This is a genomic window from Pantoea vagans, assembly GCF_004792415.1.
Taxonomy (GTDB): domain Bacteria; phylum Pseudomonadota; class Gammaproteobacteria; order Enterobacterales; family Enterobacteriaceae; genus Pantoea; species Pantoea vagans.
Genome location: NZ_CP038853.1, coordinates 3,629,651 through 3,644,155, shown reverse-complemented (window position 1 = coordinate 3,644,155; position 14,505 = coordinate 3,629,651). Strand labels below are relative to the sequence as shown.

General features: G+C 60.3%; 10 protein-coding genes. 5 read left to right on the top strand and 5 right to left on the bottom strand.

Annotated elements, in window-relative coordinates; genetic code table 11:
- Position 1 precedes the first annotated feature (1 nt).
- Positions 2-1,180, bottom strand: a complete 1,179-nt coding sequence (locus EGO56_RS17130; RefSeq protein WP_135910341.1) for an isochorismate synthase — start codon at positions 1,178-1,180, stop codon at positions 2-4.
- Between the two features lie 176 nt (positions 1,181-1,356).
- Between EGO56_RS17130 and fepB the strand changes: the two genes are divergently transcribed.
- Positions 1,357-2,325, top strand: coding sequence for a Fe2+-enterobactin ABC transporter substrate-binding protein (gene fepB, locus EGO56_RS17125; RefSeq protein WP_135910340.1), 969 nt, complete (start codon positions 1,357-1,359; stop codon positions 2,323-2,325).
- Here fepB and entS read toward each other — a convergent pair.
- Positions 2,320-3,564: an enterobactin transporter EntS gene (gene entS / locus EGO56_RS17120; protein ID WP_135910339.1), complete on the bottom strand. Its 1,245-nt coding sequence runs from the start codon at positions 3,562-3,564 to the stop codon at positions 2,320-2,322. The two genes, fepB and entS, sit on opposite strands and share 6 nt — an antisense overlap.
- Before the next feature lie 147 nt (positions 3,565-3,711).
- On the opposite strand from entS, the gene fepD reads away from it, so the two are divergent.
- The 3 genes from fepD to EGO56_RS17105 are packed head-to-tail and all read left to right on the top strand — an operon-like array spanning position 3,712 to position 6,466.
- Positions 3,712-4,701: a Fe(3+)-siderophore ABC transporter permease gene (fepD, locus tag EGO56_RS17115; protein ID WP_135910338.1), complete on the top strand. Its 990-nt coding sequence runs from the start codon at positions 3,712-3,714 to the stop codon at positions 4,699-4,701.
- The gene (gene fepG, locus EGO56_RS17110) at positions 4,698-5,678 is read left to right on the top strand and encodes an iron-enterobactin ABC transporter permease (protein ID WP_135910337.1); all 981 of its coding nucleotides are present in this window, start codon (positions 4,698-4,700) and stop codon (positions 5,676-5,678) included. Before fepD ends, fepG begins: the two co-directional genes overlap by 4 nt.
- Positions 5,675-6,466: an ATP-binding cassette domain-containing protein gene (locus EGO56_RS17105; RefSeq protein WP_135910336.1), complete on the top strand. Its 792-nt coding sequence runs from the start codon at positions 5,675-5,677 to the stop codon at positions 6,464-6,466. Before fepG ends, EGO56_RS17105 begins: the two co-directional genes overlap by 4 nt.
- A 42-nt stretch (positions 6,467-6,508) precedes the next feature.
- On the opposite strand, the gene EGO56_RS17100 is transcribed toward EGO56_RS17105, so the two are convergent.
- The 3 genes from EGO56_RS17100 to fes form a co-directional block, all read right to left on the bottom strand.
- On the bottom strand, positions 6,509-10,438 hold the full coding sequence (locus EGO56_RS17100; protein WP_135910335.1) for an enterobactin synthase subunit F: 3,930 nt from the start codon (positions 10,436-10,438) through the stop codon (positions 6,509-6,511).
- Positions 10,431-10,652, bottom strand: a complete 222-nt coding sequence (locus EGO56_RS17095; RefSeq protein WP_135910334.1) for an MbtH family protein — start codon at positions 10,650-10,652, stop codon at positions 10,431-10,433. Before EGO56_RS17095 ends, EGO56_RS17100 begins: the two co-directional genes overlap by 8 nt.
- A 96-nt stretch (positions 10,653-10,748) precedes the next feature.
- On the bottom strand, positions 10,749-11,960 hold the full coding sequence (gene fes, locus EGO56_RS17090) for an enterochelin esterase (RefSeq protein WP_135910333.1): 1,212 nt from the start codon (positions 11,958-11,960) through the stop codon (positions 10,749-10,751).
- A 250-nt stretch (positions 11,961-12,210) separates the two neighbouring features.
- Here fes and EGO56_RS17085 point away from each other — a divergent pair, with 250 nt between their 5' ends.
- Complete coding sequence (locus tag EGO56_RS17085; protein ID WP_135910332.1) at positions 12,211-14,475, top strand: TonB-dependent siderophore receptor; 2,265 nt, start codon at positions 12,211-12,213, stop codon at positions 14,473-14,475.
- The last annotated feature ends 30 nt before the right edge of the window (positions 14,476-14,505 follow it).

The window sequence follows — 14,505 nt, the reverse complement described above, 5'->3', positions numbered from 1 at the left end:
TTTAGTGCAATCCAAAAGCGCGAAGCATGGTGTCGAGTTTGACGCCGGTTTCGCGCCACTCTGATTCAGGTTGTGAGTCCGCCACGATGCCCGCGCCAGCAAACAGCCGGACCCGCGGACCATTCACCGTGCCGCAGCGAATGGTGACGACCCATTCGCCGTTGCCCTGATCGTCACACCAGCCGACGATGCCGCCAAACAGCTGACGCTCAAACGGTTCAAGTTGCTGAATCAGCGCCTGAGCACGCTGATGCGGAAAGCCGCTGAGCGCCGGTGTCGGATGCAGCAGGCAGGCCAGTGACAGCGCATTTTCGCGGTCGTCCAGCACTTCACCCCGAATCTGCGTGGCGAGGTGCCACAGTGTCGGGGTGGTCAGCAGGGAAGGGATTTCCGGGACCGACAGCAGGCGACTGCGCGGCTGCAGCGTCATGCGCATCGCATCCGTCACCAGTTTATGTTCATGCCGGTCTTTGGCTGACCGCATCAGGCTGTCACCTGAGGCCTGGTCACGCTGTGAATCGCTGTTGCGTGGCGCTGAACCGGCCAGCGGACAGGAGCTGAACTGGCGGCCCTGCTTACGGATCATCAGTTCAGGGCTGGCACCCACCAGCGCGCCGCCATCGGGCAGCGGCAGATGAAAGTGATAGCTGTCAGGGTTCTGCGCCAGGATGCGCTGCATCAGGGCGGCCGTATCGACCGGCTGTTCCGCCACGATCTCCATCAGCCGCGACAGCACCACTTTATCCGGATCGCCGCGCTGCGTGGCCGCCACGGCCTGCGCAACCATGTCAGTGAAGGTGTCGTGATCCGGCAGCGCCGTACGGCGACGAACTTTTGGCAGATCGCTTTCAGCCGATGAGGCGTGGGCTTTCAGATCGTCACGCTGAAAGGTCTGATACGACTCAGGGATAAACAGTGCAGCGGGCTGATCCACATCGAACGGGATCGCACCTACCAGAATGGGATGGGCTATGCCCTGTTTTCTTGCCGAGGCAAAATGATGCTGCAGTTGTTGCTGAAACTCTCCGGTCAGCTGCTCGCCCTGGTTTACCGGAGCAGTGAGTGTCGTAAAACAGCCCTGAGTCGTCAGGCTTCGCCAGGGAGAAGTAAACAGGAAGCCACGGCAGAGTGCCGGAAAATCCTGCAGCAGGGGATGTTCAAATGCCAGCGATTCCACCATAATTTCACCTATAAATGATAAGATAACTAATAATGATTATCATTTGTATTATGTTGCAGTAACCTACGTCGAATAGCCGGAGGTGTCAATAAATACGCGGTGATTCAGCTGGTTTTGTTGGTTAAATCAGCACAAGTTGTCGCCCGGATTACCGGAGATAAATAGGATGAAAACAAATGACTAAACAGGGAGTAACGTCGGCATTAGCGCTGTTTTTGCTGAGTATCACTCTGTTCAGCGTGACCGCTGTTGCACAGACCGGCTGGCCGCGCACCTTCGCGGGGGCAAAAGGTCAGGTTACCCTGGCTCAGGCACCGACTCGCATTGTCTCAACCAGTGTCACCCTGACCGGCTCGCTGCTGGCGATTGATGCGCCATTAATTGCCAGTGGCGCAACCGCACCCGGCAGCCGGCTGGCTGATGAGCAGGGATTCTTCCGGCAGTGGGGGCATGTGGCGAAACAGCGTGGCGTAAAGCGGCTCTATATTGGCGAACCCAATGCGGAAGCGATCGCTGCGGAAGCGCCAGACCTGATTGTGGTCAGCGCCACCGGTAATGATTCAGCGATCAAACTGGCCGATCAGCTCTCGGCGATTGCACCGGTACTGGTCGTTAACTATGACGATAAAAGCTGGCAGCAGCTGGTGACGCTGCTGGGTGAGGCGACCGGGCATGAGGCGGATGCCGCTGCCCGGATAAGCGAGTTCGACGCGCGTGAAAAGGCGCTGAAGGCAAAGCTGACCCTGCCTCCGCAGCCGGTTTCTGCGATGGTGTGGAACGGAGATGGCCGGGCTGTGAATCTCTGGACGGAGGCATCAGCACAGGGGAAGTTACTGCAGGCGCTGGGCTTCACGCTGGCAACGCCACCGGCGACGCTTCAGTCCGCTCACAGCATGGGACAGCGTAAAGATATTCTTCAGCTATCAGGCGAAAATCTGGCGGAAGGCCTGAATGGACAGACTTATCTGCTGTTCGCCGCCGAGGATAACACGGCTGCGCAGGTAATGAGCAATGCTTTTCTGGCGCAGACCCCAGCGGTGCGCGATAAAGCAGTCTATGCGCTGGGGCTGGATAGCTTTCGTCTCGACTACTACAGCGCCAGTCATTTACTGACACGGCTGGAAGCGCTGTTCGTGAAATCATGATGTGGCTTCGTCGGGGGCAGGCCGTTGATAGCGTCGCAGGCGGGCCATCAGCAGCCACATGATGAGACCCAGCACGGTGGCTGCCAGGCCAGAGAGGGCGGCAGCCTGCTGTGGCAATAGCAGTGAACCCATCGCGCCAATTATTGCTGCACCTATCGCATCGCCGGTGACATTCTGTGCTGTCCAGAGGCTGTTGATCCTGCCAAGCAGTGCATCGGGCGTCAGCGTCTGAATTAGCGCGTACTGGACCAGGCTGCTGATGGCACTGAAATAACCAAAGGCCACGAGGCAGATCAGACTCAGGCTGAACAACGGCATTAGGCTGAACAGAGCCAGTGCGACGAATGCCGCGATGGCACTGACCAGAATCAGGCGGCCCGGTTGCGGCGACTGCGCCAGCCGTCCGCTGGTCAGCGCGCCTGTCGCAGCACCCAACGGCACGGCGGCGTACATCAGCCCCAGCTCCGTCAGACCGACCTGCCAGTGAGGGGCCAGCGCCGGATAGAGCACGCGCACCGCGCTGGCTAACGTCACCAGCGCGCCAGTCAGCGCCGCCATACCTACAATCGGCGTATCGAACAGGAAGCGGACGCCGCTGCTTAGTGCCTTTATGGGATGTTCACGCGGCTGCGGCGGTGGCGCAAGCGGCGGCAATCGCAACAGGGTTAACACCGTCAGCAGCGTGCCGAACGCGGCCAGCCCGTAGTTCCACGCCACACCGCCCTGAGCAATCACCATACCCGCAATCGCGGGTGACAGAATCGCGCCAAAGCGCACCGTCAGCAAAGTAATGGCACCCGCTTTCATCAGATTCTCACGCCCGACCAGTGCCGGGGTGGCTGCCAGCAGCGCCGTGACGCCTATCGCGCCGAAAAAGCCATCCCAGAGTCCCAGCACGAAGACGGCGATGACCGACGGTGAAGGGAGCAGGGCATTTATGCACAACGCGGCAAAGCCCAGGCCACAGGTGGATCGGGCAAACAGGATCAGACGACGACGCTCATAGCGATCGGCCAGCACGCCGCCGGTCAGCAGACCGATAAACATACCGGCTCCGGCCAGCGTCACCGCCAGTCCTACCAGCAATGGTGATTGCGTCAGCTGCTGAATCTGAACCGGGACCGCCACCGCCAGCATGCCGAGAGCGACAATCGAGATAAAGCGGGCGATAAACAGGGCGCGAAAGGCGGGATGGGTTCTCAGCAGAGTGAGATCGATAAAATGGGAGGGTTTGTTCATAGCGTCGCTTTTTTGCACCCATTTTCCTCATTATTGAATCTGAGAGTCATGGTAACATACAAAAAATAGTTAATAACGATAACAAGTATCATTATCATAAACACTCGCAATTGCGGGCCATGTTGAATTCGTGAAGGTTTAAACGTTATGCGTCAACTCCGTGCAATAGCCGGTTCAGGTATGCTGCTATTGTTGCTTATCGCGCTCAGCCTGATGCTGGGAGCCAGACCTGTCCCCTTTCATGATGTCACACATGCCTTACTCTCCGACTGCAGCCGCATCGATTGCGTGATCGTGCGCGATGCCCGGCTGCCGCGAACCCTGGCGGGACTGCTGGCCGGGATCAGTTTAGGTCTGGCGGGCGCACTGATGCAGAGCCTGACGCGCAATCCCCTGGCTGACCCAGGCATTCTTGGTGTGAATGCCGGAGCGGGTTTTGCGGTGGTGCTTGGCATCGCCCTCTCTGGCGCCGATTCTCCTGCGGAATGGCTGGGTTTTGCTTTTACGGGTGCACTGCTGGCGTCGCTGCTGGTGGCCATGACGGGTGCGATCGGCGGCGGCCGCGTGAATCCGCTGCGTCTGACGCTGGCAGGTGTGGCGCTGGGTGCGGTGCTGGAGGGCTTAACGTCTGGCCTGTCGCTGCTTAATCCCGATATTTACGATCATCTGCGTTTCTGGCACAGCGGCTCGCTGGATATCCGCAATTTTGCCATTCTGCGCACTGTCTTTCCGGCGGTCGTGGCCGGGAGTCTGCTGGCGCTGCTGCTGGCACGTTCGCTCAACAGCCTGAGTATGGGCGGAGATATGGCAACCGCGCTGGGCACCCGTGTGATGCGTACTCAACTGGTGGGATTGCTGGCGATTGCCCTGCTGAGCGGTGCGGCGACGGCGGCAGTCGGCCCCATCGCCTTTGTCGGGTTAATGACACCGCATCTGGCCCGCTGGCTGCTGGGCAACGATCATCGCTGGATGCTGCCGGGAACCCTGGTGATCACTCCCTGTCTGCTGCTGGCGGCCGATATTCTGGGACGGCTGCTGGTGCCGGGTGAACTGCGCGTGTCAATTGTCACGGCCATTCTCGGTGCGCCGATGCTGATTGTGCTGGTGCGCCGTAAGCCGGGAAGAGGGCAGATATGACACGGATGATGATCAATACGCTGCTGCTGTTGATGGCCTGCGGGGTGCTGGCTTTTCTGGGCGTCACGCGTGGCACCTTACCGATCTCCGCCAGCCAGTTATGGGCACTTCTCAACGGCGAGGCGGCGCGCAATGTTCAGCTGATTGTGCTGGAGTGGCGTCTGCCGCGCGTCATGATGGCGCTGCTGATTGGTGCAGCGCTGGGCGTCAGCGGGGCGATTTTTCAGTCGCTGCTGCGCAACCCGCTGGGCAGTCCCGATATTCTGGGTTTTAACACCGGCGCTTACAGCGGTGTGCTGGTGGCGCTGGTGCTGTTCCAGCAAAACATGGAAGGGATGACGCTGGCGGCGCTGGCAGGCGGGCTGCTCACTGCAGGTGTGGTCTGGCTGTTCAGCTGGCGCAACGGCGTGGAGACCTTCCGGCTGATTATTGTCGGCATCAGCGTGCGGGCACTGCTGATGGCGCTGAACAGCTGGCTGATTATCAGTGCTTCACTGGAGGCGGCACTGAGCGCCGGGCTCTGGAGCGCCGGTTCACTTAACGGCATTACCTGGGCGAAAACCACGCCGGTGATCACCGTGCTGCTGCTGGCGCTGCTGGCAACAGGCATGCTGGCCCGCCGCATGCGACTGCTGGAGATGGGTGACGACACGGCCTGCGCGCTGGGCGTTCCGGTTGAGCGCAGCCGCCTCATGCTGATGCTGACGGGCGTTATCCTCACCGCCGCCTCAACGGCGCTGGTCGGTCCGATCTCCTTTATTGCGTTGCTGGCACCGCAGATTGCGCGGCGGCTCAGTGGTGGTACTAAAGGCGCGCTGCCGCTGGCGGCCTTTTGTGGCGCGCTGCTGTTAATCGCCGCGGATTACGCCGCGCAGCACTTTTTCCTGCCTTATCAGCTGCCGGTTGGCGTAATCACGGTCAGCCTGGGCGGACTCTATCTGATTGCGCTACTGGTGCGGGAGGCACGACGTCAATGAAAGTGACAACACGTTTGCAGGGCGACGCGCTGACGCTGGGCTATGACAAAAAAATCGTGGCGGAGAATCTCTCTGTAGCGATCCCTGACGGTGAGCTGACCGTGATCATCGGTCCCAACGCCTGCGGAAAATCGACGCTGCTGCGTACCTTAAGCCGCCTGGTCTCGCCGCTGCAGGGCGAGGTGCTGCTGGATGGCAATACCATTGCTCACTACGCCACCAAAGAGGTGGCACGTCGGCTGGGACTGCTGCCGCAAAGCTCGAATGCGCCTGCGGGTATTAGCGTCAGCGAACTGGTGGCGCGCGGGCGTTATCCGCACCAGTCGCTGTTCGGGCGCTGGCGACAGGAAGATGAGGCAGCGGTGCAGCAGGCCATGCAGGCTACCGGCGTGGCCGATTTAGCGCAGCAGCAAGTTGATACGCTCTCTGGCGGTCAGCGGCAGCGGGTGTGGATTGCGATGGTGCTGGCTCAGCAGACACCGCTATTGCTGCTGGATGAACCGACCACCTGGCTGGATATCGCCCATCAGATTGAACTGCTGGAATTAATGCAGGATCTCAATCAGCAGCATGGCCGAACGCTGGTAGTGGTGCTGCACGATCTCAATCAGGCGTGCCGCTACGCCAGCCACCTGATAGCGATGCGCGACGGGAAAATCGTTGCCGAAGGGAAACCGGCGGAGATTGTGACGCCGGAACTGATAGAAGCGATCTACGGCCTGCGCTGCGTTATCATTAACGATCCCGTGGCCGGTACGCCGATGATTGTGCCGCTGGGCAGAGGCTGACCCGCGCCTTCTCCGGTGAAGAAAGCGCGAGGTCAGGACGGCTCAGGGATTAAGAGCCGCCAGACACTGCTGCAGTCGTGGGCCAATCTGCCCGAACATGCGGGGTGAGATGATCTCGACGTGCGCGCAGTCCAGCGGCCAGACGGTCAGTTCACCGACCCAGGGCGCCCAGGCGCGACGCGCATCCTGACCGGGCTGCTGCGTCTGTTGCGCCAGGAATAGCGTGGCGTGTCCCCCGAAGCGGGTGCTGCGTGCCGTCGCCAGCAGGCGCACCGAACTGGCGTAGTTGGCTTCAATGGTGGTGAACAGCGCCGCCATCCCTTCACCGGCCTGCTCGCGCTGTGCCGCGATAAACTGCTCGCGCTCCCGATTCACTTCTTCCAGCACCGCCGGGTCCAGCACGTTTTCGCCGCGCCGTTCATCCCAGTTCTGCGTCTCTGGCGGCCAGGTATCCAGCAGCCCGAGGAAGGCAACCGTTTCACCTTCGGCCTCCAGCCGCGCAGCGATACCCTGTGCCAGCGTGCCGCCCAGTGAATAGCCCAGGAAATAGTAGGGGCCCTCTGGCTGCTGCTGGCGTACCGTGGCCAGATGTGCGTCACACACCGCATCAAGGTGCTGCGCCTGATTCAGCGGGCTGGTGATGTCGGGTGACTGAATACCGAGCAGCGACCAGCGGGCATCCAGATAGCGCTGCAACACGCTGAACTGCCAGGCAAAACCGGAGGCGGGATGGAAGCAGAACAGGGTCGGGCCGGTAGTGCGCCGCAGCGGCAAGACCGCCTCAAATCCGGCGCGGGCTGTCTCCGCGGATTCGCTACTGAGCAGGGCGGCCAGCTTTTCTGCCGTGGCTGCCACCATAATCTGGCCCACTGATACCGACTGATTCAGCGTCCGCCGCAGCTGCGCCGCCAGCCGCATCGCCAGCAGCGAATGGCCACCCAGCGCAAAAAAATCATCCTGTGCGCTGACGGACTCACGTTCCAGCAGCGTGGCGAACGCCTGCGCCAGCGTGGTTTCCAGACCAGGGTGCGGCGCACGACCGGCAGTTGCTGTCCGGGTCTGTGGCAGCGGCAGCGCTTTACGATCCAGCTTGCCGTTGCTGCTGAGCGGTAATGCCGCCAGCTGAACAATCGCCACCGGCACCATATGCGCGGGCAACTGTGTCGCCAGCGTCTGGCGCATGACGTCGGCATCAATCGGGCCATCTGCCACTACATAGCCGACCAGCTGGCGGGCATCACCCTGCTGGTCGCTGCTGCTGCCCAGGACCACTGCATGCGTCACGGCCTGCACAATGCCAGGCAGCGCAGCCATGGCATAGTCGATCTCATTCAGCTCGATGCGCTGTCCGCGGATTTTAAGCTGATCGTCGCTGCGGCCCAGATACTCCACCGCACCATCCGGCAGCCAGCGCGCCACATCGCCGGTGCGGTACATGCGGGAGCCGTGACCCCACGGATCGGCCACAAACCGGCTGGCCGTGAGGTCGGGACGATCCAGATAACCCTGTGCCAGCTGCACGCCGGTCAGCCAGAGATCGCCCGCCACGCCAGGCGGCACCGGCTGCAGGCGCGCATCCAGAATCCGTAAGCCGGTGTTCCAGACCGGGAAGCCAATCGGCACGCTGGCACCGTCGACGGCCGCCAGCGCGGGTCCGAACGCCGGGTAGAAGCTGACATCCACTGCCGCTTCGGTCGGGCCATACAGGTTGTGCAAGGGTACCCGGGTCAGCGTCTGCCACTGGCGCGACAGCTCAGCGGGCAGCGCTTCGCCGCTGCAGAACACCTGGCGCAGGGTGGTGCACCTTGCTATCGCGTTGTCATCCTGCAGCGAGGCAACAAAGGCCGCCAGCATCGAGGGAACAAAATGGGTGGTGGTCACGCGGTAGCGGGCAAACAGCTGCTGCAGGGCTTCCGGGTCGCGGTGGGCATCAGGCGGTGACATCACCAGCTGTGCGCCAGCGATCAAGGGCCAGAAGAACTCCCACACCGAGACATCAAAGCTGCTCGGCGTTTTCTGCAGCACGACATCATCACCGCCGAGCGGATAGCGATCCTGCATCCACAGCAGCCGGTTGACGATTGCCTCATGACTGACCAGCACGCCTTTTGGCCGACCGGTCGAACCAGAGGTATAGATGAGGTAAGCACCATCATGCGGACCCGGAGCCTGTGTCAGCACGCGATCAACCGGGGTTAACAGCGCGTCGTAAAACAGCGGCGCAACCGGTGAGAGAGCCGCCAGCCGGTCTGCCAGTTCGCGGCAGGTGATCAGCGTTTTCGGCGCGGCATCTTCCAGCATCATCTTCAGCCGATCGTCCGGGTAGCCGGTATCAAGCGGCAGCCAGGTTGCGCCTGTGCTGACAATCGCCTGCAGTGCCAGCGATAAAAAGACCGAGCGCGGCAGCCCCACGGCGACGATGTCACCCCGCGTCACACCCTGCGCAATCAGCTGTTGTCCCAGCGCGGCGACCTGCTGTTGCATCTGCTGATAATTAAGCTGATGCGCCTCATCCGCCAGCGCCACGGCGTCCGGCGTCCGCTGCGCCTGCAGCAGCAGCAGGCTGCTTAGCGTCTCTGCAGGCAGCATCACGGCGGTCTGATTGACCGCTGCCAGCTGCTGATGTTCTTCCGGCATCAGCATATCCAGCTCACCACAGGCGCACGCTGGCCGGACGGCAAGCTGCTGAAGCAGCAGACCAAAGCGGCTGGCATGTTGCTTCAGCACGGTTTCGCGGTAGCGCTCTGCATTAGCCAGTAGTTCCAGCGTCAGGTCGCCCTGTTCGCTGAGGTAGATAGCAATCTCCAGATCGCGAACCGGGCCTGATGCCAGCTGATGAGTGATGCCTTCAATGCCGGCGAAATCGAGCTGATAATCGAACATCTTCAGGTTAATCACCGGCCCATAGAGCGGAGCGCTGTCACCCAATCGCCCCAGATCGCGCTGCACCTGCTCAGCGTCGTAACGCTGATGACGGCGCATTTTTCTGACCTCACCCGCCAGCTGCGCGGCCAGTGCCGTCAGCGGCTGCGCCGGATCGTAATGGATCGCCATAGGCAATACGTTGATCACCGGACCGGTGGTGCAGAGCGCGGCCGAGCCGATGCGGCGCATAAAGATGAAACCGGCGGCAAAGTCGTTCTGACCGGTGAGGCGCGCCAGCCACAGCGCCACCAGCGCAAAGGCGGTGTCCGCCGCGCTGAGATTCTGCTGCTGAGTATGCGCCAGCAACGCCTGAAAGGTGTGTTGCTCCACAGCAAATGTGTGTCGCAGCAGGTTGGTGCTGGCACTTTGCCCCGCCAGCGGCAGCGTAGATAACGAGGCGGGCGCAGGTAAATGCGCCCCTTTTTCCAGCCAGAACTGACGATCGCGCTGCCAGGTCGAAGAGTGCTGATAGCGCTGATACTCGTCGACGACCTCGCTGAACGGGACAAAGGGGCTCGGCTCCGGCGTGTCGCCGTGCTGCCAGGCGCTGTAGAGATGGGCGATGCGGCGGGTCAGGGCGGTGAAGCTGAAACCATCGACCACCAGATGATGGTAGCGCTGATACCAGTACCAGTGATCCTCGCCCAGCCGAAGCAGGCTGTGATGATAGAGCGGCGCACCGCTCAGCACCCGCAGATCGCCGGACATATCCTGCTGCATCAGCGCCCGTGCGGCCGCCGCCGGATCGGCGGCATCGCGCAGATCGATTATTTCAGGCTCGCGAAAATGCTGGGGGGCAGGCCACTGCAGCGGTTCACCCTCCTGCTCGCCAAAGGCCATATTCAGCGTGTCCGCTTCCTGCATGCCGGCAACGATGGCGCGAGACAGCAGCGCGCTGTTCAGCGCACCACGCAGTTCAACGAAATGCGCCACGGCGTAGGCATTGGAATAGGGGGATAACTGGTCAGCGATCCAGATACCGGGCTGAGCGGCCACCAGCGGCAATGTTTTTTGCTCTGTCAGCGGGTTCAGAGTGGTCTCAGACATTGCGGCTCCCACTATCCTGCGTCATAACCGGACGGATATCGTGCCAGTTTTCATTCAGCCAGTTCAGGCAACGGGCTTGTGGTTCGGGCCCATAAACAGGCTGCCATCCTGGCGGAACCGCACAAAAGGCGGGCCATAAGCTGTACTGCTGCTGATCGTTTTTCAGCACCTGACAATCCTGCTGGGGATCGTCGAAAGGATTGCGTTGTTGCATGTTGGTCTCCTGTCCGAAGTCGTCGGGCGCGTTAACGCCGCTCTCCTGCGTATCCTTTTTCTTTTAATGGCGCACAGGCGCCGGGAGTTCAGCGGGTTATGACGATTGCCACATAGCTTTGAGGCCTGCCAGCAGCCCGCCGCGCCAGCACAGCGCATCGTGACCACCTTCAACCGGGTGATAGCTGACCTTATGTCCTGCCACCGTCAGATCGCGCTGAAACTGCGCGTTTGCCGCCAGAATCAGGCGTTCGCGCCGTCCCGCCTCCAGATAAAAGCGCCGTGAGGGCGCCTGCAGCAAACCCTGCTGTAACTGCTGCGGCAGCCAGCCATTCGGGTCGCCGCGTGCGGGCCACCAGAACGAACCGGAAAGACTGACGGCACCCGCAAAGGTTTCCGGCCAGGTCAGGGTGGCGTAAGCGGCAGAAAGGCCGCCAAAACTCTGTCCGGCTACCAGCGTGCTGTCGGCCCGGAACCGTGCCCGCTGCTGAATTTGTGGTAACAGCTCATGCTGAATCGCCAGCCAGAAATCGGGATTACAGGTCAGCTCACGCGTGCGGTGTTCGCGGTCAATGATGTCGATCATGACATAGACCGCAGGAGGCAATTCGCCTGCCGCAGTGAGTTCCTGAAGCGGACCGGCAACCGGCATGCTGTGCGCCCAGAACTGACCATCCAGCAGCAGTGCCAGCGGACGATCGGCAGCATCTGCCTCGCCGGTGACATAAAGCCAGACCTGACGCTGATTGCCCAGCCGCTGGCTGCGCCACAGATGCTGCTGCAGCGGAAGAGTGGTGGCGCGACCTTCATCAACTGCACGCCATATCTGCTGCTCAGGCGCAAGCGGCAGATGCAGCGGTGAGACGCTCATGCCACGCCCGGCCGACCAGCTCCGCAGCGGATTGAGCGGATCGCTTTGTGCGTGCCTGAATTTCTGACTCCACCACTGGCGCAGCGCATGCATATCAGCCTGCCCGGTAAACGTCTCTTTCTGGTTGTCAGGGATCAGGCAGTAGCTGCCGCGCCAGTCAGCGGGCAGGGTGGTTTGCCACCACCAGACATCAGTATCAGGAACAGGTGTTAAGGAGGAAGGTGAGGCTGTGTGATGATGATCGGTTACACCGGTAATGTTGATCCAGACGCGCCGGGTATCAGAGTGCAGCGGGTCACCCTGCGGATCACGCCAGAAAAAAGTGACCTGACAGGTCCCCTTTTCGCCGGGTTCAATCAGGGGAATGCCCTGTTGCTGCTGATGATGCCACCAGCGTTCGCTGCCGGTCTCTTCGTTTAACCACGCCATTCGCGCCATGATTCAATCACACTTGCTTAGGGTAATGCATGTTACAGATAATAGTATTGATAATTATTTGCATTTGCAATAGGGTGTTTCCGCTCGACAGGGAGCGCGCGCATTCTCTCTGCCGCATCGGATTTCAGACGGACGTAACGCGGTTCTGAAGCAGGTGTGGCGGGAGGGTTAATGCGTTGCAGGCAAGGTTATGACCTTTTTACCGGTACGCCGGCAGTGGCATGCTCGCTGGCACTCCAGGAACAGAAAAATGAAAAAGTTATCCCGGCTTTCGTTAGCCATTATGATTGAACTGGGTTTTACTGCCTCTCTCATTTCTGCTGGCGCAGTGGCTGCCGAAGCCCACAGCGACCCGGCGATCAACAACACGTCAGATACGATCCACGACGGCACCATGACGGTCACCGCCGCTGAGCAGACGCTGCAGGCACCTGGCGTATCGACGATTACCGCCGACGAAATCAAAAAACATCCGCCTGCGCGCGATGTTGCCGAAATCATCCGTACCATGCCAGGTGTCAACCTGACCGGTAACTCCACCAGCGGCCAGCGCGGAAACAACCGTCAGATCGATATCCGTGGAATGGGACCGGAAAACACCCTGATTCTGATCGATGGGCTGCCGGTAACCAGCCGTAATTCCGTGCGGCTTGGCTGGCGTGGCGAGCGCGACACACGCGGCGACACGAACTGGGTTCCGCCAGAGATCATTGACCGCATTGACGTCATCCGCGGTCCGGCAGCGGCCCGCTACGGCAATGGTGCGGCGGGTGGCGTGGTCAATATCATCACCAAAAAAGAGATGGATAATCAGTGGCACGGCTCGTGGAGCGCCTATTACAACGTGCCGCAACACAAGGAGGAGGGCGCGACGCGGCGTACCAACTTCAGTCTTGAAGGACCGCTGGGCGATGATGTCAGTTTCCGGCTCTATGGCGGTCTGGCAAAAACGCAGGCCGACGCTTACGACATTAATGAAGGTCACGCCGCTGACCGCACCGGCAGTTATGCAGGATCCTATCCGGCGGGCCGGGAAGGTTCAGTCAATAAAGATGTTCATGGCCTGCTGCGCTGGGCGTTTGCACCAATGCAGGCGCTGGAAGTGGGGGCCGGTTACAGCCGTCAGGGCAACCTCTATGCTGGCGACACCCAGAACACCAATACCAACGCGCTTGTGAAAAGCAAATATGGAGACGAGACCAACCGGCTCTATCGGCAGAACTTTTCGGTTAAGTGGACCGGCGCCTGGGATAATGGCATCAGCACCAATACCTATGCGCAGTATGAAAACACCCGCAACTCGCGCCTGAATGAAGGGCTGGCGGGCGGCACTGAAGGTATCTTTTCCAACAGCAACTTCAACACCATCCAGCTGGATGATGTGTTGCTGCACAGCGAGATCAGCGTGCCGTTTGAGTGGCTGGTGAATCAGACCGCAACCTTTGGCACGGAATGGAATCAGCAGCGGATGAAGGATCCGTCCTCGACGACGCAGGCCGCCAGCTACGGCTCGATTCCGGGTATCGCCTCCACCGGACGCTCTCCCTATTCGCAGGCGGAGATCTTCTCACTGTTTGCGGAAGACAATATTGAGCTGACCGATAGCACCATGCTGACGCCAGGCCTGCGCTTCGATCACCATTCGATCGTCGGCGATAACTGGAGCCCGTCGCTCAACCTCTCTCAGGGCTTAGGCGATGAGGTCACCCTGAAAATGGGCATTGCGCGCGCTTATAAAGCGCCGAGCCTCTACCAGACCAACCCGAACTACCTGCTTTACAGCAATGGTCAGGGCTGCGCAGCCAGTACCGGTGCCTGTTATCTGATGGGTAATGATGACCTGAAAGCGGAAAACAGCATTAATAAAGAGATTGGACTGGAATGGAAGCGCGACGGCTATCAGACGGGTCTGACCTGGTTCCGCAACGACTACCGGAACAAGATTGAGGCAGGCACGGCTCCCACCGGCACGGCGTCTAACGGCAAAACCGACATCTACAAATGGGAAAATGTGCCAAAAGCGGTGGTTGAGGGGCTGGAAGGTACGGTTAACGTCCCGTTCTCCGACAGCGTAACGTGGAACAACAACTTCACGTATATGCTGCAAAGCAAAAATAAAGAGACCGGCGATCGTCTGTCAATTATTCCGGCGTATACGCTCAATTCGACGCTGAGCTGGCAGGCGACGCAGGATCTGTCTCTCCAGACAACCCTGACCTGGTACGGTAAACAGGTGCCGAAGAAGTATGACTATAAGGGTAACGCCGTCACCGGCAGCGCGACCGATCAGGTCAGCCCCTATTCGGTGGTGGGGATGAGCGGCACCTATGATGTTAATCAGTATGCCAGCGTCACGGTCGGTATCGACAACCTGTTCGACAAGCGTCATTTCCGGCAGGGCAACGCGCAAACCACCGGCAATACCACCACCGGCGCTTACCTCTACGGCGCGGGAGCCAATACCTTTAACGAATCGGGGCGCACATTTTATATGAGCGTGAACACCCGCTTCTGATCGGTTCAGCCATAAAAAAACGCAGCAGGG

Bases quoted from the DNA above. Each gene is read 5' to 3' on its own strand.
- EGO56_RS17105 (WP_135910336.1), top strand. From the start codon at position 5,675: ATGAAAGTGACAACACGTTTGCAGGGCGACGCGCTGACGCTGGGCTAT.
- fepG (WP_135910337.1), top strand. From the start codon at position 4,698: ATGACACGGATGATGATCAATACGCTGCTGCTGTTGATGGCCTGCGGG.
- EGO56_RS17100 (WP_135910335.1), bottom strand. From the start codon at position 10,438: ATGTCTGAGACCACTCTGAACCCGCTGACAGAGCAAAAAACATTGCCG.
- entS (WP_135910339.1), bottom strand. From the start codon at position 3,564: ATGAACAAACCCTCCCATTTTATCGATCTCACTCTGCTGAGAACCCAT.
- fes (WP_135910333.1), bottom strand. From the start codon at position 11,960: ATGGCGCGAATGGCGTGGTTAAACGAAGAGACCGGCAGCGAACGCTGG.
- EGO56_RS17130 (WP_135910341.1), bottom strand. From the start codon at position 1,180: ATGGTGGAATCGCTGGCATTTGAACATCCCCTGCTGCAGGATTTTCCG.
- EGO56_RS17095 (WP_135910334.1), bottom strand. From the start codon at position 10,652: ATGCAACAACGCAATCCTTTCGACGATCCCCAGCAGGATTGTCAGGTG.
- EGO56_RS17085 (WP_135910332.1), top strand. From the start codon at position 12,211: ATGAAAAAGTTATCCCGGCTTTCGTTAGCCATTATGATTGAACTGGGT.
- fepD (WP_135910338.1), top strand. From the start codon at position 3,712: ATGCGTCAACTCCGTGCAATAGCCGGTTCAGGTATGCTGCTATTGTTG.
- fepB (WP_135910340.1), top strand. From the start codon at position 1,357: ATGACTAAACAGGGAGTAACGTCGGCATTAGCGCTGTTTTTGCTGAGT.